General features: G+C 59.8%; 20 protein-coding genes. 15 read left to right on the top strand and 5 right to left on the bottom strand.

Going from position 1 to position 22,729, the window contains the following annotated elements:
* Positions 1–32: 32 nt before the first annotated feature.
* A complete protein-coding gene (locus J0G10_RS11690; RefSeq protein ID WP_122597771.1) occupies positions 33–758 on the bottom strand; it encodes an oligogalacturonate-specific porin KdgM family protein in 726 nt (241 codons plus the stop codon).
* 360 nt (positions 759–1,118) lie between these two features.
* Here J0G10_RS11690 and J0G10_RS11695 point away from each other — a divergent pair, with 360 nt between their 5' ends.
* The 9 genes from J0G10_RS11695 (at position 1,119) to J0G10_RS11735 (ending at position 11,552) form a co-directional block, all read left to right on the top strand.
* The gene (locus J0G10_RS11695; protein WP_008079679.1) at positions 1,119–2,273 is read left to right on the top strand and encodes a mandelate racemase family protein; all 1,155 of its coding nucleotides are present in this window, start codon (positions 1,119–1,121) and stop codon (positions 2,271–2,273) included.
* A 72-nt stretch (positions 2,274–2,345) separates the two neighbouring features.
* Positions 2,346–3,956, top strand: a complete 1,611-nt coding sequence (locus tag J0G10_RS11700; protein WP_220558500.1) for an ABC transporter substrate-binding protein — start codon at positions 2,346–2,348, stop codon at positions 3,954–3,956.
* Positions 3,957–4,040: 84 nt separating this feature from the next.
* A complete protein-coding gene (locus J0G10_RS11705; RefSeq protein WP_401042814.1) occupies positions 4,041–5,054 on the top strand; it encodes an ABC transporter permease in 1,014 nt (337 codons plus the stop codon).
* A gap of 46 nt (positions 5,055–5,100) precedes the next feature.
* Positions 5,101–6,711 (top strand): ABC transporter substrate-binding protein, encoded by a 1,611-nt coding sequence (locus tag J0G10_RS11710; RefSeq protein ID WP_134174211.1) that lies wholly within the window; start codon positions 5,101–5,103, stop codon positions 6,709–6,711.
* 62 nt (positions 6,712–6,773) lie between these two features.
* On the top strand, positions 6,774–7,691 hold the full coding sequence (locus J0G10_RS11715) for an ABC transporter permease (RefSeq protein WP_034152645.1): 918 nt from the start codon (positions 6,774–6,776) through the stop codon (positions 7,689–7,691).
* 11 nt (positions 7,692–7,702) lie between these two features.
* Positions 7,703–8,542 carry an ABC transporter ATP-binding protein gene (locus tag J0G10_RS11720; protein WP_026000816.1) on the top strand — a complete coding sequence of 280 codons (840 nt, stop codon included), beginning with the start codon at positions 7,703–7,705 and terminating at the stop codon, positions 8,540–8,542.
* A 10-nt stretch (positions 8,543–8,552) separates the two neighbouring features.
* Complete coding sequence (locus J0G10_RS11725; protein WP_220558502.1) at positions 8,553–9,329, top strand: ABC transporter ATP-binding protein; 777 nt, start codon at positions 8,553–8,555, stop codon at positions 9,327–9,329.
* A 23-nt stretch (positions 9,330–9,352) separates the two neighbouring features.
* The gene (locus J0G10_RS11730; protein WP_220558503.1) at positions 9,353–9,721 is read left to right on the top strand and encodes a 5-carboxymethyl-2-hydroxymuconate Delta-isomerase; all 369 of its coding nucleotides are present in this window, start codon (positions 9,353–9,355) and stop codon (positions 9,719–9,721) included.
* A gap of 13 nt (positions 9,722–9,734) precedes the next feature.
* Complete coding sequence (locus tag J0G10_RS11735) at positions 9,735–11,552, top strand: glycosyl hydrolase family 28 protein (RefSeq protein WP_220558504.1); 1,818 nt, start codon at positions 9,735–9,737, stop codon at positions 11,550–11,552.
* 8 nt (positions 11,553–11,560) lie between these two features.
* Here J0G10_RS11735 and J0G10_RS11740 read toward each other — a convergent pair whose 3' ends face one another.
* Together J0G10_RS11740 and rtcR are read right to left on the bottom strand one after the other, a co-directional pair.
* The gene (locus J0G10_RS11740) at positions 11,561–11,839 is read right to left on the bottom strand and encodes a hypothetical protein (RefSeq protein WP_038364780.1); all 279 of its coding nucleotides are present in this window, start codon (positions 11,837–11,839) and stop codon (positions 11,561–11,563) included.
* A gap of 99 nt (positions 11,840–11,938) precedes the next feature.
* Positions 11,939–13,543, bottom strand: coding sequence for an RNA repair transcriptional activator RtcR (rtcR, locus tag J0G10_RS11745; RefSeq protein WP_220558505.1), 1,605 nt, complete (start codon positions 13,541–13,543; stop codon positions 11,939–11,941).
* A gap of 204 nt (positions 13,544–13,747) precedes the next feature.
* Here rtcR and J0G10_RS11750 point away from each other — a divergent pair, with 204 nt between their 5' ends.
* The 5 genes from J0G10_RS11750 (at position 13,748) to J0G10_RS11770 (ending at position 19,176) form a co-directional block, all read left to right on the top strand.
* Complete coding sequence (locus J0G10_RS11750) at positions 13,748–15,295, top strand: RNA-binding protein (RefSeq protein WP_220558506.1); 1,548 nt, start codon at positions 13,748–13,750, stop codon at positions 15,293–15,295.
* Positions 15,296–15,631: 336 nt separating this feature from the next.
* A complete protein-coding gene (locus J0G10_RS11755; RefSeq protein WP_220558507.1) occupies positions 15,632–16,858 on the top strand; it encodes an RtcB family protein in 1,227 nt (408 codons plus the stop codon).
* Positions 16,859–16,872: 14 nt separating this feature from the next.
* Positions 16,873–17,673 (top strand): nucleotidyltransferase domain-containing protein, encoded by an 801-nt coding sequence (locus tag J0G10_RS11760; protein WP_220558508.1) that lies wholly within the window; start codon positions 16,873–16,875, stop codon positions 17,671–17,673.
* Positions 17,670–18,695 carry an RNA 3'-terminal phosphate cyclase gene (gene rtcA, locus J0G10_RS11765; RefSeq protein ID WP_095047603.1) on the top strand — a complete coding sequence of 342 codons (1,026 nt, stop codon included), beginning with the start codon at positions 17,670–17,672 and terminating at the stop codon, positions 18,693–18,695. Before J0G10_RS11760 ends, rtcA begins: the two co-directional genes overlap by 4 nt.
* 151 nt (positions 18,696–18,846) lie before the next feature.
* Positions 18,847–19,176, top strand: a complete 330-nt coding sequence (locus J0G10_RS11770; protein ID WP_093439361.1) for a hypothetical protein — start codon at positions 18,847–18,849, stop codon at positions 19,174–19,176.
* A gap of 57 nt (positions 19,177–19,233) precedes the next feature.
* Here the strand turns inward: J0G10_RS11770 and J0G10_RS11775 are convergent, their stop codons facing one another.
* Positions 19,234–19,647, bottom strand: a complete 414-nt coding sequence (locus J0G10_RS11775; RefSeq protein ID WP_220558509.1) for a VOC family protein — start codon at positions 19,645–19,647, stop codon at positions 19,234–19,236.
* A 221-nt stretch (positions 19,648–19,868) separates the two neighbouring features.
* Between J0G10_RS11775 and J0G10_RS11780 the strand changes: the two genes are divergently transcribed.
* On the top strand, positions 19,869–21,680 hold the full coding sequence (locus tag J0G10_RS11780; protein WP_095124802.1) for an ABC transporter ATP-binding protein: 1,812 nt from the start codon (positions 19,869–19,871) through the stop codon (positions 21,678–21,680).
* On the opposite strand, the gene J0G10_RS11785 is transcribed toward J0G10_RS11780, so the two are convergent.
* A complete protein-coding gene (locus J0G10_RS11785; protein WP_220558510.1) occupies positions 21,677–22,621 on the bottom strand; it encodes an alpha/beta hydrolase in 945 nt (314 codons plus the stop codon). The two genes, J0G10_RS11780 and J0G10_RS11785, sit on opposite strands and share 4 nt — an antisense overlap.
* Between the last annotated feature and the right edge of the window lie 108 nt (positions 22,622–22,729).

Here is a 22,729-nt window from a genome sequence, read left to right on the forward strand (position 1 = left end):
TGCGCGCTCGCCAGGCAAAAGCGGCGCGCTGCTTACATGAAGTTGTATTGCACGCCCAGACGCCAGCGAGCCTGGCGGTCGGGTGAGGTGGACTCGACTTTGATGTCGCCGATTTCCATGAAGGGCGCCCATTGTTTGGTGAGCTTGTATTTGACGATCAGGTTCTGTTCGTAGTCGCTCTTCTTGTTGTCGTAGCGGATGTAGTCAGTCTTGAAATAGATGAACTGATATTCGTAGGCCCACTTGTTGGCTGGCGTGTAGCCGAGCCAGCCTTCGAAGCGGTGGGTGGTCTGGTCATCCTTGTAGTGATCGGGCATGTCTTTGTTGACCTGATCGCGATCGAGTTTGCGCAGGTCCAGGCGATAGCGCGTCGCTACGTAGAAGGCGTCGTCGATTTTGTAGTTGTACTTGAGGCCGAACTTGTAGGCGGTCGCATCCTTGGAGCTGTCCATCTGAAACGCCGGGGTCAGCGTCGACTGCGCGCTGAGCTTGTAGTTGTAGCTCACCGTGAACTCATGGCCGTTGTTGACCATGTTGTCGTAGGCGACATCTTTGCGGTCCCCGGCCGTGCGGTATTTCATCTCCGCCTCAAATCCCAGGCCACTGTCCAGGCGGTAGTTGAGCTTGATTCGGTCGGCGTGGGCGCTGTCCTCCTCGGTGTACTGATGGCGGTAGTTGAGGCTGGCAGAGTCAGCGTTGACAGCGAAGGGCAGGCCGAGGGCCGCGACAGTGACGAGCGTGCGTAGGGTGGTGTTCATACGGTCTTCTTTTTTGTTTTTGTTAGGGTCGTTTGACGAGTACTACAGGCACCGCGATGTTGCGTATGGCTCTCATTTGAGGCACAGATATAAGTTATCGTACGACAAGATGACTCGTCTACGTCATTTTGCTGGTTTGGAAACATATTGATACATATATGCCATGTGAATAGGGGTCTAAAGCAAGTCCTGTTATTCCGTAGTCATCTTTAAATATGGCGCTTTGCTGGACGTTTAGCCGAAAACGCTTATATTCGAAGAGGTGTTATTGGGTCTTTTCAAGTGTTGTACGATGACCTATGATCGATCGCAACCGACGACACTCCTGTCACAAATCCAATAAGAAGGCTCAAGACGTCCATGAGAATCACAGCAGTCAACGTCCAGGTTTTTTCCTATCCCACCCGCCGCGCAGTCGACAGCGCCGGCCATGCTCATCCCGGTGATGTCAGTCAGGCGCAAATGGCGTTGCTGCGCATCCAGACCGAAGACGGCAAGGAGGGTTACGCCCTCGGTGCGCCGGAGCTGATTCGTCCTTATGTGCTGGATGGTTTTGTGCGCAAGGTGCTGGTCGGGCAGAACGCCTTTGATCGCGAAAAGATCTGGCATGACCTGGCGCACTGGCAGCGTGGCAGCGCCAGCCAGTTGACTGATCGCGCGCTGGCGCTGGTAGAGCAGGCGTTGTGGGATTGGGCGGGGCGCAAGCTCGGCGTGCCGGTGCACAAGTTGATCGGCGGCTTTCGCGACAAGGTGCCGGCATACGGCTCAACCATGTGCGGCGATGAATTGCCTGAGGGCCTGGCGACGCCGGAGGACTACGGACGCTTTGCCGAAACGCTGGTCAAGCGCGGCTACAAGGCGATCAAGTTGCACACCTGGATGCCGCCGGTCTCGTTCGCGCCGAGTCCGCGCATTGACGTCAAAGCCTGCGCGGCGGTGCGCGAAGCGGTGGGCCCGGATATCGCCTTGATGCTTGACGGTTATCACTGGTACAGCCGCACCGAAGCGCTGTACATCGGACGCGAACTGGAAAAACTCGACTTCGCCTGGTTCGAAGAACCGATGATGGAAGAGTCTGCCGAATCCTATGCCTGGCTGGCGGGGCAACTGGACATTCCGGTGCTCGGGCCGGAAACCTTGTCCGGCAAACACCTGAGCCGGGCCAGTTGGGTCAAACATGACGTTTGCGACATCCTGCGTGCCGGCGTTGCCGGGGTCGGCGGGATCGGGCCATGCCTGAAAGTCGCACACATGGCCGAGTCGTTTGGCATGGACTGCGAAATTCACGGCAACGGCGCAGCCAACCTGACGGTGGTCGGCGCGATCAAGAACTGCACCTGGTACGAGCGCGGCTTGCTGCACCCGTACCTGGATTACGACGAGGTGCCGGCGTACCTCAAGCGTCTGGTCGACCCGATGGACAGCGACGGTTTTGTGCATTTGTCCGACCTGCCGGGTCTGGGCGAAGACATCGACTTCAACTTCATCGAGATGAACACGCTTAAAAGCTTCTGACGTGTACGCGGGCTGCCCGGTGCATGCCGGGCTGTCCGAGAGCCCTATAAATATAAGAAAGGCACTCTCGCTATGAACATTCTTCCTTCGCTGTGGGCGCGGGTTCTGGCGGCTACCCTGGCGGTGACCGCGCTACCTGCCGTCCATGCCAAAACCCCGGCCGATCAATTGATCGTCGGCATGAGCATGATCAATCTGCTGTCCCTCGACCCGGCGGCGGCCACCGGCCTGGACGTGTCGGAGATCAATGCCAATCTCTATGACATGTTGCTGGTGCAAGACGTCGCTGCGCCGGATCAGCTGTTGCCGGCACTCGCCGAGCGCTGGCACGTCAGCGACGACCGCAAGACCCTGACCTTCAATCTGCGCCAAGGCGTGCAATTTCAATCGGGCAACCCGTTGAGCGCCGAAGACGTCGCCTGGTCGTTGCAGCGCGTGCTCAAACTCAATCTCGCACTGGCGTCGACCTGGAAGGCTTACGGTTTTACTGCTGACAACGTCGAGCGTTCGATGCGCGCGACCGATGCCAATACCTTCGTCATTGAATTGCCGCGACCCACCGATCCGCAGTTGGTGCTCAACACGCTGGCGACGTCGCCAAGTGCCTTCATTCTTGACCGCAAAAAAGTCCTCGAACATCAGAAGAACAATGACTTGGGCGCCGCCTGGCTGGTGACGCACGCCGCCGGCAGTGGTGCCTTCGTGCTCAATGACTGGCGGGCCAACGACGTGATCCTGATGAGCCGTTTCGACGGTTATTGGGGTGGCCCGGCCAAGCTCAAGCGCATCGTCATGCGCAACATGACCGAGTCGCAGTCGTTGCGTCTGATGATCGAACGGGGCGACCTCGACATCGCCAAAGGCATGTCGGCGCCGGACATCCAGGCCTTGCAGAAAAGCGACAAAGTCCGCACGCAAACCCTGCAACGCGGCACGCTGTACTACGTCGCACTGAGTGTGAAGCAGCCGATGTTCGCCGACGCGCGCGTGCGCAAAGCCGTGCGCTCGTTGATCGACTATCAGGGCATCAACCAGACCGTCATGCCGCACTACGGCGTGATCAATCAGCGGCCGATGCCGTTGGGACTGGCCGCGCGCTTGCCGGACCCCGGTTATCGACTGAATGTCGATGAGGCCAAAAAGCTCCTCGCCGAAGCCGGTTATCCCAACGGGTTCAAGACCAGTATTCGCGTGCTGGCCGAACCGCCGTTCATCAACATCGCCTCCAACCTACAATCGACGTTGGCGCAGGCCGGGATCGAAGCCAGCATCATCACCGGCACCGGTAACCAGATCTACGGCGCCATGCGTGAGCGCAGTTTCGACATCATCGTCGGCCGTGGCGGTGGCGGCGCCGAACGTCATCCTCATTCGAGCCTGCGCACGCTGGTGTACAACCCGGATAACCGTGACGAAGCCAAGCTGAGCAACTTTCAGGGCTGGCGCACTTCGTTCTACAGTCCCGAGTTGAATCAGTTGATCGAGAGTGCCGAAGTCGAGCCCGACGCGCAGAAACAGCAGGCGCAGTATCAGGACATCCAGCAGCAACTCGATCAGCAAGTGGGCGCGATTCTGCCGGTCTCGCAGATGACCGACACGGTGCTGGTCTACGCCGATGTTGCCGATTTTCAAGGGCACACGGCCGCGACCACGCGCTACAAAGACGTCTACAAAAAACGCTGAAATGCACGGATGAACTTCGCGTGCCGGGTGCACCGGTGACCGTTTTATCAGGAGCTGACTATGTTTGTTATGACTGCCTCTGCCATGGGAGCCCGCGCCTCCAATACCGCGCGGCGTGCCAGCACGGTACTGGTGACGTTGCTGGGCCTGCTGGCGCTGACGTTTATCATCGGTCGGGTCATGCCGCTCGATCCGGTGCTGGCGGTGGTCGGGCCGGACGCCGACAGTTCGACCTACGATCAGGTGTACCGGGCGATGGGGCTGGACAAGCCGATCTGGACCCAGTTCGGCCTGTACCTCAATGACTTGCTGCACGGTAATTTCGGCAACGCGCTGTTGACCGGGCACCCGGTGCTCGATGACATCCTCCGGGTGTTTCCGGCCACCATCGAACTGGCGACCCTGGCCATCCTCTTCGGTGTGCTGATCGGTTTGCCGCTGGGCGTTTGCGCGGCGAGTAATCAAGGGCGACTGGGCGATCATGTCGCGCGAGTGATAACTCTGTTCGGCTATTCCACGCCGATTTTCTGGCTGGGCATGATGGGCTTGCTGGTGTTTTACGCCTGGCTCGGCTGGGCCGGGGGCGCCGGTCGCATCGACCTGGCGTACGACGGCATGGTGCCCGAAGTCACCGGGCTGTTGCTGATCGATTCGAGCCTGGCGGGTGACTGGGAAGCCTTCGCCAGCGCCTTGCGCCACATCGTTTTGCCGGCGCTGATCCTCGGGCTGAACTCGGTGGCTTACATCAGTCGGATGACCCGCAGCTTCATGCTCGAGCAACTGTCCCAGGAATACATCATCACCGCTCGGGTCAAGGGTTTGTCGCGCCGCCAAGTGGTCTGGGGTCACGCTTTTCGCAACATCCTCGTGCAACTGCTGACGGTGGTGGCGCTGGCTTACGGCTCGCTGCTCGAAGGCGCGGTGCTGATCGAAACGGTCTTTGCCTGGCCGGGTTTCGGCCAGTACCTGACCAGCAGCCTGATGCTCGGCGACATGAATGCGGTGATGGGCTGTGTGCTGGTGATCGGTTTGATTTTTGTCGCGCTCAACCTGATCAGTGATGCCTTGTACAAGGTCTTCGATCCGCGCACGCGTTAACACGCCTGGCAGCAGCACTAAAAATTATAAAAAGAAGGATTTTTCAATGACGACTGCATTTACCAAACTGCACGCTGGCCTGTTGGCAGCGGTCCTGGCGCTGGTGCCGATGACCCAGGCCAGCGCCAAGACGCCGGCCGACCAACTGATCGTCGGCATGAGCATGGTCAACCTGTTTTCCATCGATCCAGCCAACGCACCGGGCCTCGACGCTTCCGGCGTCAATGCCAATCTTTACGACACCCTGGTCAAGCGTGATCAGGGCAATCCGGAACAGCATCTGCCGCAACTGGCCGAGCGCTGGACGATCAGCGACGACGGCAAGCAGATAACCTTTCATTTGCGTGAGGACGTGAAGTTTCACTCCGGCAATCCGCTGACCGCTGAAGACGTGGCCTGGTCGTTGTACCGGGTGATGAAACTGAATTTCGGCCTGGCCACGACCTGGAAAGCCTACGGTTATAACGTCGACAACATTCAGTCACTGATCCGCGCCAGCGATGCCCACACGCTGGTCATCGACTTGCCGCAAACCATGGATCCGCTGTTGTTGATCGACTCGCTGGCGATCTCGCCAAGCGCGGTGGTGATCGATCGTAAAACAGCGTTGGCGCATGAGAAAAACGCTGACCTCGGTGCTAACTGGCTGGTGACCAACGAGGCCGGCAGCGGCCCCTTTGTGCTGAGCAAATGGACGGCGAACGACTCGCTGTTGCTGACCCGGTTCGACGGTTACTGGGGCGGTGCTGCCAAGCTCAAACGCGTGGTGGTGCGGCACATGACCGAATCGCAGTCGCTGCGCCTGATGCTGGAGCGCGGAGACCTCGATCTCGCGTACGGCATGGCCGCACCGGACATCCGCGCCATCGACGGTTCGGAAAAAATCCACGTGCAGTCACTGCCGCGCGGCACCATGTACTACGTCGCGCTGAGCATGAAACAGCCTGAATTTGCCAACCCCAAAGTGCGCGAAGCGGTGCGCAACCTGATCGACTACAAGGGCCTGGACGAACAGGTGATGCCGTATTACGGCCAGCTGAATCAACAGCCGATGCAACTCAGTCTGGCGGCGCGCCTGCCGGATCCGGGTTATCACATGGACGTCGCCAAGGCGAAAAAACTCCTCGCCGAAGCGGGTTATCCGGACGGCTTTACCACGACCATTCGCACATTGTCAGAGCCGCCCTTCATCGATATCGCCGCGCGTCTGCAGGCGACGCTGGCCGAGGGCGGAATCAAGGCCAGCATCGTCAACGGCACTGGCAACCAAGTGTACGGCGCCATGCGTGCGCGCAACTTCGACATCATCGTTGCGCGCGGGGCCGAGCGCTATCCGCATCCGTATTTCAGCCTGCGCACGTTTGCCTACAACCCCAACAACAGCGATGACGCCGGCCTGCCGAATTTCCAGGGCTGGCGCGCGTCGTTTTTCAGCCCGCAGCTCAATAGCCTGATTGATCAGGCCGGGGTCGAACGCGATGCCGGCCAGCGCCTGAACCTATATCACCAGGCGCAGAAAATCTACGACGAGCAGGTCGGCCCGATCATGATGATTTCGCAGATGACCGACACCGTGGTCAGCGCCGCCGACGTCAAGGGTTTTGCCGGTGATGATGCCGAGGCGACGCGGTATCTGGGTGTCTACAAACAACGCTGAACGCTGCCCGGTGCGTCGGCGTACGCGCTGGGTGATCCTGAATTCAATCCGAGAACATGCCCATGATTGCCAACATGTCTTCTACTGATTCGAGCGCCAAGCGGCGGTCGGATCGTACCCCCGGATCCAGCTTCGACGCCTTCTGCAAAAGTGCCCTGAAAGTCTTGCGGCACCTGCTGCGCAACCCGATGACCCTGGCCGGATTGCTGGTCGCGCTGGTGCTGGTAGTGGTGGCGCTGTTTGCGCCGTGGATCGCCACCCATGATCCGGTGGCGCAGAACCTCGCCAATGCCCTGCAGGCGCCGGGCGCCGCCCACTGGTTCGGTACCGATGAATATGGCCGGGATATCTTCAGTCGGTTGGTCTACGGCTCGCGCATCACGCTGTACATCATCACCCTGGTGACCGTGATCGTCGGCCCGATCGGGCTGTTTATCGGCACCGTCTCCGGCTATTACGGTGGTGTGGTCGACACGGTGTTCATGCGCCTGACCGACATCTTCATTTCCTTCCCCAGCCTGGTGCTGGCGCTGGCATTTATCGCTGCGCTCGGTCCGGGCCTGGAACACGCGGTGGTAGCGATTGCGCTGACGTCGTGGCCGCCGATCGCGCGACTGGCGCGGGCTGAAACCCTGTCGTTGCGCAAGGCTGACTTCGTTGTGGCGGTTGAGCTGCAAGGGGCTTCGTCCACGCGAATCATCCTGCGGCACATTGTGCCGATGTGCATGTCGTCGGTGATCATCCGCCTGACGATGAACATGGCCGGGATCATCCTCACCGCAGCGGCTTTGGGCTTTCTCGGCCTCGGTGCGCAGGCGCCGTCGCCGGAGTGGGGCGCGATGATTTCCACCGGGCGCCGCTACATGCTCGAGTGCTGGTGGCTGGTGGCTGTTCCGGGGGCCGCAATCATGTTGGTCAGCCTGGCTTTCAACCTGTTGGGCGACGGCCTGCGGGACATTCTTGATCCGCGCAGCGAGTAATCGGAGGCTGTATGTCTGCAATCAAATTGAACGTCGAAGGGCTCAATGTACGCTTCGTCAATGCTCAGAAAGAAACCCACGCCGTGCGCGACGTGTCCTTCACCCTCGGGCGGGAAAAACTCGCCATCGTCGGTGAGTCGGGCTCGGGCAAATCGACGGTCGGTCGCAGCCTGTTGAAGCTGCACCCGGCCAGCGCGCGGATCACCGCCAAGGCCATGCAGTTCGGTGAAGTCGATCTGCTGTCTGCCGGCGAAAAGGTCATGCAGAAGATTCGTGGCCAGCGCATTTCGATGATCATGCAGGACCCGAAATACTCGCTGAACCCAGTGGTCAAGGTCGGCGATCAGATTGCCGAGGCGTATCTGGCGCACCACAAGGCCAGCCGCAGCGAGGCCCGCGAGCGGGTGCTGGAAATGCTCGAAAAGGTTCATATCCGTGATCCGCAACGGGTCTACAACCTGTACCCGCATGAGGTTTCCGGTGGTATGGGTCAGCGCATCATGATCGCGATGATGGTCATCACTCGTCCACAGGTGATCATCGCCGACGAGCCGACCTCGGCCCTTGATGTGTCGGTGCGTCAGCAAGTGCTCAACGTGCTGGAAGAGCTGGTCGAGCAGCAGGAAATGGGTCTGATTTTCGTCAGCCATGACCTCAACCTCGTGCGCAATTACTGCGACCGCGTGTTGGTGATGTACGCCGGCAGGGTGGTCGAATCGCTCGCCGCCGGCGACCTGCAACATGCGCAACATCCCTATACCCGCGGCCTGATGGCGGCGTTGCCGAGCATGGACAACCGTCGCGAACGGTTGCCGGTGTTGCAACGCGATCCACTGTGGCTGACTTGCTGAGGAATCGACCATGTCCATGATCCAAGCACACGCGCTGAACCTGAGTTTCGGCGCCGGCCCAGCCCTCAATCAGGTGCTGCACGACGTCAACCTCAGTGTCGCCGACGGTGAGTCCTTCGGCCTGGTGGGGGAGTCCGGCTCCGGCAAAACCACGGTATTGCGCTGCCTGGCCGGGCAGTACCGGCACTGGACCGGCGAGTTGAGCATTGCTGGCGCGCCGCTGCAGCACAAGATTCCCAAGGAACACTTCCGTCAGGTGCAGATGGTGTTCCAGGACCCTTACGGCTCGCTGCATCCACGCCACACTGTCGACACGGCATTGCGTGAGCCGCTGATTATTCACGGCGTGCGCGACAAGGACGACCGGATCAACGAGATCCTGCTCAAGGTCGGTCTGAACGATAGTTACCGTTTTCGCTATCCGCACCAGTTGTCCGGTGGCCAGCGCCAGCGCGTGGCAATTGCCCGTGCGCTGATTCTCGAGCCGCGCGTGTTGCTGCTCGATGAGCCGACCTCGGCGCTGGATGTCTCGGTGCAGGCAGAGATTCTCAATCTGCTGGCGGATTTGCGCCGGCGCGAGAAACTCACCTACCTGATGGTCACTCACGATCTCGGTGTGGTCACGCACCTGTGTGATCGGGTAGCGGTAATGCAGCAGGGCAAGATCGTCGAGTTGCTCGACAGTCAGGCGCTCAGCCAGGATCTGGCAAGCCACGCCTACACGCGGATGCTGGTACAAGCCAGTCGTGATTTCAGCCAGGAATCGGCGTGCCAGCTCGCTGGTTGAACCGATCCATCAAGGAGCGCGACATGCCGCATTGCCTTATCGATTGCCCGCAAACCCTGGCCCGACGTGTCGGCGAGCAAACCCTGCTCGCTGCCGTGCATGACGCCCTCGATGCCTTCGGCCTGTTCAAGGCCGGGGACATCAAGGTGCGCCTCAATACGTTCGAGCATTACCGCTGCGGCGCGGGCGCGGACGATTTTGTCCACGTCGTCCTGTCGGTGTTGTCCGGGCGCAGTGCTGAACAGCGCCGGCGTCTGGCCTCGGCGACCGTGGCGGCGCTGGTCGCTTTACTGCCGGACGTCGAGTCGCTGTCGATGGAGGTTGTGGAAATGCCCCGCGAGACGTTCGTCAACCGCAGCCAATATCTGCAAGAAGCCGGATTGTCGGCCTGAACAAGGAGTGCTCATGCCTTATCGATATGTTGTTCCGACGCGGCGCAAACAGCCTTTGGCTTTGTCGCTGGCGGCCACGTTGACGCTGGTTTGCAGTGTGCCGTCGTGGGCGCTGGAGGCGCCGGTAAAACTGCAGGTGCCGACCCTGGCCTACGATGATCAGCAGATCATCCTGGTCTGGGAAAAGCCCGCCGATCACGCCGATATCAGCGACTACCGGGTCTACGCCAACGGTGTGTTGCTGGGCGGCAGCAACGCCAACAATGACCGTGTCTCGCCGGCCAAACCTTACATCGACCGCTTCTACGAACAGGATGTCGCCGGTTTTCACCATCGCATCGGCATTCACAGTTACACCGCGCAAGGCTTGAAAGCGGATACGGCCTATCGGTTCACCGTGCGTTCGGTGGGCACCGATGGCAAGGAGTCGGCAGACAGTCCGGCCGTTGTGCAACGGACGAGCAAGGTTGCCGCCGTGTTCGATGTGAGGAAGTACGGCGCCAAGGGTGATGGCAAAAGTCTCGATACCCTGGCGATCCAGAACGCCATCGACGCCTGCACCCCCGGCTGCAAAGTATGGTTGCCCAAGGGCACCTACAAAAGCGGAGCGCTTTACCTGAAGAGCAACATCACCCTGGAAATCGCCGAGGGTGCAACGCTGTTGGGTTCCGAGCGTGCCGAAGACTATCCGTTGGCCGGCTACATCCAGTATCCGTATTCGAGCACCGTGCGCCCGGCGTCGCTGATCAACGCCTTGCCGCGTGATCCGCGGCAGCATCAGTCGTTCGAAAACATCCGAATCGTCGGCAAAGGCACGATTGACGGTAACGGCTGGAAGCGCCGCGCCGATGTCGTCGACGAGCGCGGTCAGCCATTGCCGTTCTACCTGCCCAGCGACAACACCCGCTACCAGCAGGACGGCATTCTGGCCAAGGCGCAAGTCGAGCAAGCGGTCGCACGCGGCATGAACGTCAAGGACGCCTACGGGCAGATGCGCTCGTCGCTGATCACCCTGCGCAACGTAAAAAATGTGTTCTACGGCGGCTTCACCGTGGTGAATCCGGCCTTCCACGGAATCATGAACCTGGAAACCGAAAACGTAGTGCTGGCCAACACCACGCATAAAACCTACGACGCCAATAACGGCGATGGCATCGAATTCGCCAACAGCAAGGGCGCGATGGTCTTCAACAACTTCTTTGATACCGGCGATGACTGCGTCAATTTTGCTGCGGGTACCGGCGCGGAGGCCGTGCAGCAAAAACCGCAGGAAGATGCCTGGATCTTCAATAACTACTTTCGCAAGGGTCACGGCATGGTGGTTGCCGGCAGCCATACCGGCGCATGGATTCAAAACATCCTGGCCGAAGACAACGTTTCCGATGGCACCGATGCCGGCCTGCGCATGAAGAGCACCAATTTCATGGGCGGCGGCGCGCGTAACGTGATCTTCCGCGACTCGGCGATCCGCAATACGCTGAAGCAGGCGTTCATTTTTACCCTTGACTACAACGATCCGAACGCCAAGCTGGATTACCAGCGCTCAACCATTCCGGGGCAATTCCGCGATATCCGCGTCGCCGACGTGAGCGTCGAAAATGCTCAAGGCAAGGCGATCGAGGTCAAAGGTGACAGTCAGCACAATGCCTGGCATCAGGGGTTGGTGTTCGAGCGCGTGCGCTTCAGTGGTCCGGCCCAGGCGCAGATCGACGGGCTGAAGGATTCGCTGTTCGACCATGTGTCGTTCAGCGGGCACGGCGCTGCCAACCCGTGGCAAATCACCGGGAGTGTCGGGCTGACCTTCACGGATGTGCAGCCGCCACCTCAGTAGAACCCTGATCAAGGTTTCGGCGATTTACCGAGGTCTTCCGAGTCGCTTGAAGTGGCTGCATCTTTTGCCGTTTCATGCGACTCGGCGCCGGAGTTTGAACCCGACGCCTCTTCACCTTTCTTGTCGGCCTTGTCTGCGTTGGATTGAGCTTTACTGGCCTGATTCACGCCGGGAAGCGCGGTCGGTGGCGCGGCAGACTCGTCAGCAGTCTTCGCGGCTGCGGAGGCGAAAAGCGGGCAGGCCGCGAGCAGGCCAGTCAGGGTGATCGCTGCAATGGTTCTGTTCATGATGGGCGTCTTCCGGTGGAAGCGGATGGTGATTCATTGGAAGCGTCCTGCAGGCGAAGGTGCCCGTGATTGGACGGGTGGTCAGTCGCTGCCTTCTCATCACTTGAGGGCGACGATCTGGCTCCACTCAAGCCCGAACCGGCCGAGGTATTTCCTCAGTCGATCGGCATCGTTGGCTTGTGCCTTGGCCTGGCGCGATATTCCGAACAGGCGGCGGCCGGCATCGGACAAGCTGTCCGCCTGCCGGCACACCTCGATCACTGCCTTCAATTGCAAGCGGTCGAACAGATCCATGCTTTCGGCGTCCCCCGGCAACTCTCCTGAAATCGCCTGCGGTTGTGCCAATCCCCACGCGTAGCGCAGCCGATCAATTTCTTCCTGCACCTGTGCCTCGTCGATACGTCCGCTGTCGGCCAGGGTCGCCATTCGTGTGATCGAGGCGGAGAGTTCACGGAAGTTGCCGAGCCACGCCGCCTCGCGAGAGCTGGCGAACGCCAGATAACTGCGCCGGGCTTCCAGGTTGAAGCGCACCAGTTGCCCGTGTTCACGGGCGTGACGTTCCAGCTCGAAATCAATGTTCGGTTCGATGTCCTCGCGGCGACCGGCGAGGCCGGGCAGGTCGAACGTCCACAGGTTGATGCGTGCGTACAAATCTTCGCGGAACAAGCCATCAGCGACCCGGCTGCGCAGGTCGCGGTGAGTGCCGGCGATGATCAGGAAATCGCTTTCGACCTCCTTGTCCGAGCCCAGCGGAAAGAAGCGTTTTTCTTCAATCGCCTTGAGCAGCATCGCTTGTTCGTCTGCGCCCAGCTCGCCGATCTCATCGAGAAACAGCATTCCACCATCGGCGGCGCGCAACAGGCCGTCACGAGCGTTCTGCGCACCGGTGAAGGCGCCTTTGACATGGCCGAACAGCGCCGACATCGCGCCATCGCCACGCAGTGTGGCGCAGTTCACCTCGACAAAACGCCCGTGCATCTGATGGCGACTGCGTTTGAGTTCGTAGATGCGTCGGGCGAGGAAGGATTTGCCGGCGCCGGTCGGGCCGATCAGCAGCATCGGTGCCTTCGAGCGCACGGCCACGCGCTCGATCTGTTCGATCGAGCGGTTGAAAGCGGCGTTGCGTGTGGCGATGCCGGACTTCAAGAACTCCAGGCCTTCGAGGCGCTTGTTGGCGAAGCGCGAAGCGATGCGATCGTAGCGCGACAGGTCGAGATCGATCAGGGCATGCGTGCCGATGGCGTGATCGCTTTCGCTGGTGCGCTTGGCCGGAGAGGTCTGGATCAGCCGCGCCGGCAGATAGCGCGCCTCGGTCAGCAGGAACCAGCAAATCTGCGCGACGTGGGTGCCGGTGGTGATGTGGACGAGGTAGTCCTCGCGCTCGGTGTCGAAATCGTAGGCGGTGGTGAAGTCGTGCAGTGCGCCGTAGACCTCTTCGAAATCCCACGGGTTGCGAAGTGACATCGGGTGCAGGCGCACTTCGGTCTCTGGCGAAACTTGCTGGATGTCGACGCGCACCCGCTCGGCGAGGCTGACGTCACGGGCGTCGATGCCGTGAATCAGCTCGAGCCGGTTGATCAGCACATCCTGCTGTTGGCACAGGCCAACGCTGGGGCGCCAATGGCTCCAGCGATTGGCACCTTTACCGACGCGATCAAGGGTGGCACCGATAAATCCGATGGCAACGGTTTGCTTGTTTGGCATGTTTATCTCAAAAGATAAAAGGCGATATCCAATGATAAGTATTCGGTGAAGGTTTTGTCGTCAACTCATTCGATGAACAACGGATTATTAAATAAAATCAATATAAATCAATAAGATATAAACATTTTTCGAGGAGGATCAAAAACTGGCACAGCTGCTGCAATACCTATCGCAACGAACAGGACAACACAGCGAGACGCCAAGATGGCCAACTCAAATCTCTTCAACACGCAATCGAATCACTTGCCGGCCTGCGACACCTTGAATGCTTCCGGTGCCAGCGCTTATGCCTACAGCCCGAAGCACCAACTGGCGCAATTGGCAGTCACCGGTTGCCTGAACCAGACCTTTTACGCCTCCGCAGAAAGTCAGCTGGATCAAGTGCTGAAGCTGGTGGCCGAACTGGACAGTCGCTTCGTGGCGAAAGCCGCGATCTACGCTCGCAAGAAAGGTCACATGAAAGACATGCCAGCATTGTTGCTGGCGGCATTGACCGCGCAGCGTTCAAGTCTGGTGCCAGAGGTTTTCGAGCAAGTGATCGACAGCGGCAAGATGCTGCGCAACTTTGTACAGATCCTCCGTAGCGGTGCCACCGGGCGTAAATCCCTTGGCTCGCAACCCAAGCGTCTGGTGCAGAACTGGCTGAACAGCGCGACCGAGCGGCAACTGTTGCAAGCGTCGATCGGCAATCAACCGTCGTTGGCGGACGTGGTGAAGATGGTTCACCCTAAACCTGCCGAAGCGTGGCGCGAAGCGTTTTTCGCCTGGTTGATCGGTAAACCGGTGGAGGCAAAGGCCTTGCCCGAGCTGACCCGCGATTTGCTGGCGTTTCGCAGCGGCGCGAGTGATGAAGTGCCGGCGGTGCCGTTTCAGTTGCTCGGCAACGAAACACTGAACAAGGAGCAATGGGCCACTCAAGCCCGCAACATGGGCTGGCAGGGATTGCGCATCAACCTCAACAGCCTGGCGCGCCACGGTGCGTTTGAAGTACCGGGTTGCATCGAATATGTCGCGGCGCGGTTGGCTGATCCACAGGAAGTGGCGAAGGCGCGGGTGTATCCGTACCAGTTGTTGTCGGCTTATCGGATGATGGGCGAAAACACCCCGGCGGTGATCCGCGAAGCCTTGCAGGAGGCGCTGGAGTTGTCGCTGGCCAACGTGCCCACGCTTAAGGGCGCGGTGGTGGTTTGCCCGGATGTGTCGGGTTCGATGGGCAGCCCGGTGACCGGTTATCGCCCTGGTGCGACCTCGCAGGTGCGCTGCATCGACGTGGCGGCGTTGGTCGCCGCAGCGGTATTGCGCAAGCAGCCGGCTGCCCGGGTGATGCCGTTCGAGATCAACGTGGTAGGTATCCAGCTCAACCCGCGTGACAGTGTGATCAGCAACGCCGAGAAGCTCGCCGGGATTTTTGGCGGCGGCACCAACTGCTCGGCACCGCTGAAGAGGTTGGCGGACAGCGAGGCCAGGGTCGATACGTTGATCATGGTCTCGGACAACGAATCGTGGATCGATTCGCAGCGTCGCGGCGCCAGCGAGACGATGCGGCAATGGGAGCGGATCAAGAAGCTCAACCCACAGGCCCGGCTGGTGTGCATCGACATCCAGCCAGGTCCTGCAACACAGGCGGCGGATCGCGATGACATCTTGAATGTCGGCGGTTTCAGCGATGCGGTGTTCGACGTGATCGAGCAGTTCACCAGCGGCCAATACAGTGCGCAGCACTGGGTCGAAGCGATCGAAAGCGCGTCATGAATTGATTGATCACCGGCGCTGAATGCCGATGGGACTACATCCAAAACGTCTCATCAAGCCCTTGTCAGCGCCAGTGACGGCACGAATGCCTGATGGCTGTACATCCAAGGCCGGTTAAGTCCGGAGCGCGGCAACGCGCAACAGTCATCAACTTTTGTCGTGCCACCTTTTTTGCAGTTATTGGCAGCGAATACGACAGGTACTACATCGGAACGCGGGTTCGACTCCCGCCCCGGCAACGGGGGCTCAACTGGCAGAGCCACAGTGCCTGTGTTTTTGTCGCTGCGACTTACAGAACAACGCCGAATCATCGGCCAATGAATAAAGAATGAAGACATGAAAGAACACACTTACCAACTGCTCGAAGTCGCCAACGGCAAACCGATCAAACTCTGGACCGAAGGCGTCCCGGTGGAAAACGAGGCCCGCGAGCAGTTGATGAACACCGCGAAAATGCCGTTCATCTTCAAACATCTGGCGGTCATGCCGGACGTGCACTTGGGCAAGGGCTCGACCATCGGCAGCGTGATCCCGACCGTCGGCGCGATCATTCCGGCAGCGGTTGGCGTCGACATCGGCTGCGGCATGATCGCCGCGCGCACGTCGCTGACCGCCGCTGATTTGCCGGACAACCTGCTCGGTCTGCGCAGCGCCATCGAGCAAGCCGTGCCGCATGGCCGCAGTTCAAACCGTTCGCGACGCGACAAGGGCGCCTGGGATGAAATCCCGCAGCAAGCCGATCAGGCCTGGGCGGGGTTGCAGCCACGGTTCAAATTGATTACCGACAAGTACCCGAAACTGGCCAACACCAACAACCGTGGGCACCTCGGTACGCTCGGCAGCGGCAACCACTTCATCGAAGTGTGCCTGGACGAAGCCAACCGGGTCTGGTTCATGTTGCACAGTGGCTCGCGCGGTGTCGGCAACGCCATCGGCAACCTGTTCATCCAGATGGCTCAGGCGGATATGCGTCAGCACATCGCCAACCTGCCGGATCGTGATCTGGCCTACTTCGAAGAGGGCAGTCAGCACTTTGATGATTACGTGGAAGCGGTGGGTTGGGCGCAGGACTTCGCCAAACAGAACCGCGAGCTGATGATGCGCGCGGTGATTCAAGCGACACGGCAGATTATCCGCAAGCCGTTCGAAGTGGCGCTGGAAGCGGTCAACTGCCACCACAACTACGTGCAGAAAGAGCTGCATTTCGGTGAAGAGGTACTGGTCACGCGCAAAGGTGCGGTGTCGGCGAAGAAGGGCGAGCTGGGGATTATTCCAGGCTCGATGGGCGCCAAGAGTTTCATTGTCCGCGGCCTGGGTAACGAAGAATCCTTCAGTTCCTGCAGCCACGGCGCCGGCCGCACCATGAGTCGGACCAAGGCCAAGAATATGTTCACTGTCGAGGATCAGATTCGCGCCACGGCCCATGTGGAGTGCCGCAAGGACGAGGCGGTGATCGACGAGATTCCGATGGCCTACAAGGACATCGACAAAGTCATGCACGCCCAGCGTGAGCTGGTGGAAGTGCTGCACACCTTGCGTCAGGTGGTGTGCGTCAAAGGATAAAAGGAAAGCAAGTCATGGAACTGGAAGAGCGTCACCCGCTGTGCGCCACGATGCGCGCGCGGGTTCTGGCAGAGCTTGCGCGGATAGAACGCGAGCGCAATGTCACGGTGTTGTACGCCTGTGAGTCCGGCAGTCGGGCCTGGGGTTTTGCCTCGACCGACAGCGATTACGACGTGCGGTTTGTCTACGTGGAGAAGCCCGAGTGGTTCGTTCAGGTCGATGCGCCGCGCGATGTGATCGAACGTCCGCTGGACGATGAACTTGATGTCAGTGGTTGGGAGCTGCGCAAGACCCTCGGATTATTGCGCAAATCCAATCCGACCTTGCTGGAGTGGCTCGACTCGCCGCTGGTTTATCGCAGTGAAACCGCGCAGGTGGCACAGCTGCGCGAACTCGCCGAAGCGTTCTACAGCCCGCCAGCAGCGCGCAATCACTATCTGTCGATGGCAAAGAAGAACTTTCGCGGTTACCTGCAAGGTGAAACCGTGCGTTTCAAAAAGTACTTCTACGTGCTGCGACCATTATTGGCCGTGCGCTGGATCGATCAGGGACGAGGCCGGCCACCGATGACGTTTGCCGACCTCCTGACCACCGTCGACGACCGCGCGTTGCTCGATGAAGTCGACGAATTGCTCGCCCTTAAACGCAATGCCGATGAGAGCGCCTATGGGCCGCGTCGACCGGCGTTGCACGGGTTCATCGCGGCCGAACTCGAGCGCGAAGTGCCCACATTACTCAGAACTCAGGAAGACTCGCGACGGCTGGATCAGTACCTCCGGGATACCGTCGGGCTGTATGCGCAAGGAATGCCATGAAACAGGAAGTGATAGAACTGGACGGTGCCATCGGTGGCGGCCAGGTGTTGCGCAGCGCCTTGAGCCTATCGATGGTGACGGGCAGGGCGTTTCGCATTAAACAGATTCGTGCCAGGCGCAGCCGTCCGGGACTGCTGCGCCAACACTTAACGGCGGTGATGGCGGCGGCCGAGGTGTGTGGTGCAACGGTTGGCGGTGCACATTTGGGTTCGCAAGCCTTGAGCTTCGAACCCGGCGCGATTCGCGCTGGCGACTTTCAATTCGCCATCGGCACGGCCGGCAGTTGCACACTGGTGTTACAGACTTTGTTGCCAGCACTGTTACGGGCACCGCAGGCGAGTCGGCTGCGGATTTCCGGTGGCACGCATAACCCGCTCGCGCCGCCGGCCGATTTTCTCACGCGCAGTTGGCTGCCGCTGCTGCGCCGCATGGGGGCCAACGTTGAGTTGGACTTGTTGCGCCATGGTTTTGCCCCGGCCGGCGGGGGCGAGATTGAGGTGAATGTGCAACCGGCGAACCTGACGCGACTCGATCTGTGTGACCGTGGCGAAGCGATTTCACCAAGCGCGTGGGCTCTGACCGCCGGGCTTGGACCTACGGTCGCCCAACGTGAGCTGAGCCGAGTGGCCAAGCGATTGAAGCTTCCGGCTACGGCGCTGCACTCTGTGACGCTCGATCCGGCTCGCGGGCCAGGCAACGTGTTGCTGCTGGAGTACGCTTTCGAACACGTCACCGAGGTGTTCAGCGCGTTTGGCCAAGTGTCATTGCGCGCAGAGAAGGTTGCCGATGCTGCGATTAGTCAGGCTGCCGACTGGTTGCGCAGTGGCGCTGCGGTCGCTGAGCACCTCGCCGATCAGTTGCTGTTGCCAATGGCGCTGGCCGGTGGTGGCTCGTTCACCACGCCGCGAATGACCGAGCATTTGCACAGCAATATCGCGGTGATCGAGCTGTTCTTGCCGGTTCGTATTGATTGTCGCGAGGAGGGTGCCGATCGACTGCGCGTTGAGGTCATTGTCAATTGATCGGTCATGAACGGGGCGACGGGATTTTATCGGGAAATCCTGTCGCCCTTTTTTGGCCCGCAAAAAACTCTGAAAAGGCGGCAAATTGCTGGCCCCCGGACGTTCGCTTCCCCGGCAAAATCGCCTTTTTTCAAAAGGTTAGGTGGGCTCTATGCGGACGATTGTTATCACCGTTGCAACGCTTTCCCTGGCTGTCTTCGCCACAGGCGTGCAGGCGAAAGAGTTAAGCAAAAGCCATCGCTTTGCCTGCACCTGGGGTTCGGATATCGCTGCCGGTGCTCAGCAATCGAAGCTGTCAGGCGTCTCGCTGTATGGCGCGCGCAAACAATTGCAAGTGCGACGATTCCAGCAACCGTGGATGCGTATGACCGCGATGGGAATCACCGAGCAAACCTACAACAGCACGTCGAAGCTCAAGCCTGCAGCTGTCAAGCAGACCTATTACGAACAATGTGTACGCCACGAATTGGCCCAGCGCTGAAGCAAAAAGCCCAACCTGAACCGGTTGGGCTTTTTCATGGCTGACGAAATTTCAGCGTCACTTTTCGCTTTCGCAGTTGACCATCCACGACACGCCAAAACGATCGACCAGCATGCCGAAGCGCGCCGCCCAGAACGTCGCTTCCAGCGGCATGTCGATGCGGCCGTCGCTGGCCAGTGCGTTGAACACGCGCTCGGCTTCGGCGATGCTGTCGACGTTCAGCGAAATCGAGCAGCCACTCATGCCCTGAGTCGGGCGATCGGGTGTGGTGTCCGAGGCCATGATCATCTGCTCACCCACCTTTAGACAGGTGTGAATGATCAGGTCGTGGTGTTCTTCGGGCACGTGTTCGGCGGCGGGCGTTTCGCCGAACGTCATCATCGCCTCAAGCTTTCCTTGCAAGGCTTGCTCGTAAAAGGTGAAGGCCGCGCGGCAATCTCCGTTGAAGATCAGGTAGGGATTGATTCTCATGTCTCTGCTCCCGGCAGTCAGGCGCGGAGCGGGCGGGTGTCGCCGGGTTCCGCGTAGGGCGGTTAAACCATAGCAGAGCGTTGGACGCCGGAAAGGGCAGGGTCTTCCAGATGTTTTTGTTCTGAAAAGCACGTCGACGATAACGCGGTCGTCGTTTGAAATTCAGTCGTAGCGCTGGAGTACCATGACGCACAATCATCACCTGCAGAGTCCAATGCCCCATGCCTGATCTATCGCGCTTCACGTCCTTGTTCGATCAGGCGCAGCGAGCCTTGCGCTTGGTCTGGGGGACATCGCGTGGCTTGTTTCTGGGGCTGGTGCTGGCAACGTTGGTTGCCGGTTTGCTGCCGGCACTGGCGGCATGGTTGGGCCAGCGGATTGTCGATGCGGTGGTGGCAGCGATGCAGTTGCACGCGCAGCACGGCAGTGCGCCGCTGTGGCCCGTGTTGCGTTATGTGTTATTGGAGGCCGGAGTGTTGGCGCTGTTGTCCGGCACGCAACGGGCACTGTCGGTGCAGCAATCGCTGTTGCGGGTGCAGCTGGGGCAGAAGGTCAATACGCTGATTTTGCAGAAAGCGCAGACCCTGTCACTGGTGCAGTTCGAAAACTCCGAGTTCTACGACAAACTGGTGCGTGTCCGTCGCGAGGCTTCGACCCGGCCACTGGCGCTGGTCATGAAGTCGTTGGGCTTGATTCAGAACCTGATCATGCTGATTAGCTTCGGGGTGCTGCTGGTACATTTTTCCCCTTGGGCGCTGGCGTTGCTGGTGGTCGGTGCGTTACCGGTGTTTTTTGCCGAAGCGCATTTTTCCGGTGACGCCTTTCGTTTGTTTACTCGCCGTGCGCCGGAGAGTCGGCAGCAGAATTACATCGAAACCCTGCTGTCCCACGAAACCTATATTAAAGAGGTCAAGCTATTCGGCTTCGCGCCGCTGTTACTGCAACGCTACCGCGACACGTTCGCCAGGCTGTATGCCGAAGACCGCCGTTTGACTTTGCGGCGCGATGGCTGGGGTTTCGGCCTTGGCCTGCTCGGTACTGCGGCTTTTTATGTGGCCTATGCCTGGGTGGTCATCGATGCCGTACATGGCCAGATCAGCCTTGGTCAGATGACCATGTATCTGGTGCTGTTCAAGCAAGGCCAAAGCGCTGTGAGCAGCAGTCTGAGTGCGATCAGTGGCCTGTACGAAGACGGCCTCTACCTGACCAGTCTGTATGAATACCTGGCCGAACCGGTTCAGGTCGAAAGCGGCCACCTGACGGTCGGCGTCTGCCCGGGTGATGGCTTGCGTTTCGAGAACGTCGGTTTCCGTTATCCGGGTGCCAGTCGGCCAGCGCTGGAAAACATTGATCTGCAACTGGTGCCAGGCAAGAGCGTGGCGCTGGTCGGCGAGAACGGCTCGGGCAAGACCACGCTGATCAAGTTACTGACCCGGCTCTATCGTCCTGATCAAGGGCGCATCCTGCTCGACGGCAGCGATTTGCAGGATTGGCAGGAGACCGCGTTACGTCGACGCATTGGGGTGATTTTTCAGGACTACATCCGCTACCAGTTCAGCGTCGGAGAAAACATTGGCGTTGGCGATACCCTGGCGTTCAACGACGCGCAGCGCTGGAAGGAGGCCGCAGCCCAAGGCATGGCGGCTCCCTTCATCGAAGGGCTCGACAAGGGTTATGCCACGCAGTTGGGACGCTGGTTTGCCGGTGGCCAGGAATTGTCTGGCGGGCAGTGGCAGAAGATTGCCTTGTCCCGCGCGTACATGCGTCGTGATGCCGACATTCTGATCCTCGATGAGCCAACGTCCGCCCTTGACCCGGCGGCCGAGGCGGCGGTGTTCGAGCATTTCAGCCAACACAGCGAAGGTCGCATGACGTTGCTGATTTCCCATCGTTTTTCCAGCGTGCGCAATGCCGACCACATCATCGTGCTGCAACAAGGCCGGATTCTGGAGCAGGGTGGCCACGATCAATTGATCGCCGCCGCTGGGCATTATGCGCAACTGTTCGATTTGCAGGCTCGCGGCTACCGTTAAGTGTCCCGCCCGTTGCGCACGGTGGCAGGTCCGGCCACCCGGGGGGCCGGTTTGCTCTGCATCAGGCTGTCGAGCGCCTTGCGGTAATTCTGCCCGCCGAGCGCCATGCTGTTGTTGTGCGTCGCGCCCGGCACCAACAGCAGGCGCTTGGGTTGTTGCGCGGCGTTGAACAGTTGCTCGCTGAAGCGCGGCGGCACGAAAGCGTCAGCTAAACCGTGGACCACCAGCAGCGGCATGTGGATATCAGCGATCTTGTCGATCGAGTCGAATTTCTGCGACAGCAGCCAGCGCACCGGCAGCGAAGTGTTGGCCACCGACGTGGCAACATCCGCCAGCGTGGTGAATGTGGACTCGATCACCAGTCCGCGAACCGGCAATGCAGAATGATCGCGAGCAGCGGCCTGGCCGAGTTCCGCGGCCAGATCGATGGCCACGGCGCCACCGAGGGAGTGCCCGTAGATCAGGCGTTTGGCTGGGTCCGGTTGCAGCAGTTTGAAGCGTTCCCACGCCACCCGCGCATCTTCGTAAACGCTGCTTTCCGACGGCAGATCACCATGGCTCTTGCCGAATCCTCGGTAGTCGATGGCCAGCACTGAATAGCCCGCAGCGCGCAGTTGCTCGATACGGAACAACTGCCCGGTGAGGTTCCAGCGCACGCCATGCAGATAGAGAATGGCCGGCGCATTGGCTTTTTCCGCCGGCCACCACCAGGCATGAATGTTTTCCCCGGCCTTGAAACTCTTCGGTTGCAGGTCGAGTTCCTGCACGCTGCCGGGCAAGCCGCGATACCAACCGGCGGTGCCCGGTTCGATGCGAAACAGCAGTTTGCGTTCGGTGTGTTCGAGCACGGCACAACTGGTCGGCACGCCGATAATCAGCGCGGCCATGCAGGCAAACGCCAAACGGCGGCGTCGCAGACGCGTCATGAAGGACAGGAACATTAAACGTTTCACCCAGGCGCAGATAAAGAAGGCTTTTTACCAGATGCCTCGGTCTGCGCGTGAGTTTTTCGACCACCGCCCCGGCGCAACGATTACCAAATGCTGCAA

The organism is Pseudomonas germanica, assembly GCF_019614655.1.
GTDB classification, from domain to species: domain Bacteria; phylum Pseudomonadota; class Gammaproteobacteria; order Pseudomonadales; family Pseudomonadaceae; genus Aquipseudomonas; species Aquipseudomonas neuropathica.

What these genes read in the sequence shown, in the direction of transcription:
- J0G10_RS11720 (WP_026000816.1), top strand. Translation starts at nt 7,703, where the DNA reads ATGTCTGCAATCAAATTGAACGTCGAAGGGCTCAATGTACGCTTCGTC.
- rtcR (WP_220558505.1), bottom strand. Translation starts at nt 13,543, where the DNA reads ATGCCAAACAAGCAAACCGTTGCCATCGGATTTATCGGTGCCACCCTT.
- J0G10_RS11775 (WP_220558509.1), bottom strand. Translation starts at nt 19,647, where the DNA reads ATGAGAATCAATCCCTACCTGATCTTCAACGGAGATTGCCGCGCGGCC.
- rtcA (WP_095047603.1), top strand. Translation starts at nt 17,670, where the DNA reads ATGAAACAGGAAGTGATAGAACTGGACGGTGCCATCGGTGGCGGCCAG.
- J0G10_RS11770 (WP_093439361.1), top strand. Translation starts at nt 18,847, where the DNA reads ATGCGGACGATTGTTATCACCGTTGCAACGCTTTCCCTGGCTGTCTTC.
- J0G10_RS11690 (WP_122597771.1), bottom strand. Translation starts at nt 758, where the DNA reads ATGAACACCACCCTACGCACGCTCGTCACTGTCGCGGCCCTCGGCCTG.
- J0G10_RS11730 (WP_220558503.1), top strand. Translation starts at nt 9,353, where the DNA reads ATGCCGCATTGCCTTATCGATTGCCCGCAAACCCTGGCCCGACGTGTC.
- J0G10_RS11755 (WP_220558507.1), top strand. Translation starts at nt 15,632, where the DNA reads ATGAAAGAACACACTTACCAACTGCTCGAAGTCGCCAACGGCAAACCG.
- J0G10_RS11740 (WP_038364780.1), bottom strand. Translation starts at nt 11,839, where the DNA reads ATGAACAGAACCATTGCAGCGATCACCCTGACTGGCCTGCTCGCGGCC.
- J0G10_RS11705 (WP_401042814.1), top strand. Translation starts at nt 4,041, where the DNA reads ATGGGAGCCCGCGCCTCCAATACCGCGCGGCGTGCCAGCACGGTACTG.
- J0G10_RS11780 (WP_095124802.1), top strand. Translation starts at nt 19,869, where the DNA reads ATGCCTGATCTATCGCGCTTCACGTCCTTGTTCGATCAGGCGCAGCGA.
- J0G10_RS11785 (WP_220558510.1), bottom strand. Translation starts at nt 22,621, where the DNA reads ATGTTCCTGTCCTTCATGACGCGTCTGCGACGCCGCCGTTTGGCGTTT.
- J0G10_RS11735 (WP_220558504.1), top strand. Translation starts at nt 9,735, where the DNA reads ATGCCTTATCGATATGTTGTTCCGACGCGGCGCAAACAGCCTTTGGCT.
- J0G10_RS11710 (WP_134174211.1), top strand. Translation starts at nt 5,101, where the DNA reads ATGACGACTGCATTTACCAAACTGCACGCTGGCCTGTTGGCAGCGGTC.
- J0G10_RS11760 (WP_220558508.1), top strand. Translation starts at nt 16,873, where the DNA reads ATGGAACTGGAAGAGCGTCACCCGCTGTGCGCCACGATGCGCGCGCGG.
- J0G10_RS11750 (WP_220558506.1), top strand. Translation starts at nt 13,748, where the DNA reads ATGGCCAACTCAAATCTCTTCAACACGCAATCGAATCACTTGCCGGCC.
- J0G10_RS11715 (WP_034152645.1), top strand. Translation starts at nt 6,774, where the DNA reads ATGATTGCCAACATGTCTTCTACTGATTCGAGCGCCAAGCGGCGGTCG.
- J0G10_RS11725 (WP_220558502.1), top strand. Translation starts at nt 8,553, where the DNA reads ATGTCCATGATCCAAGCACACGCGCTGAACCTGAGTTTCGGCGCCGGC.
- J0G10_RS11695 (WP_008079679.1), top strand. Translation starts at nt 1,119, where the DNA reads ATGAGAATCACAGCAGTCAACGTCCAGGTTTTTTCCTATCCCACCCGC.
- J0G10_RS11700 (WP_220558500.1), top strand. Translation starts at nt 2,346, where the DNA reads ATGAACATTCTTCCTTCGCTGTGGGCGCGGGTTCTGGCGGCTACCCTG.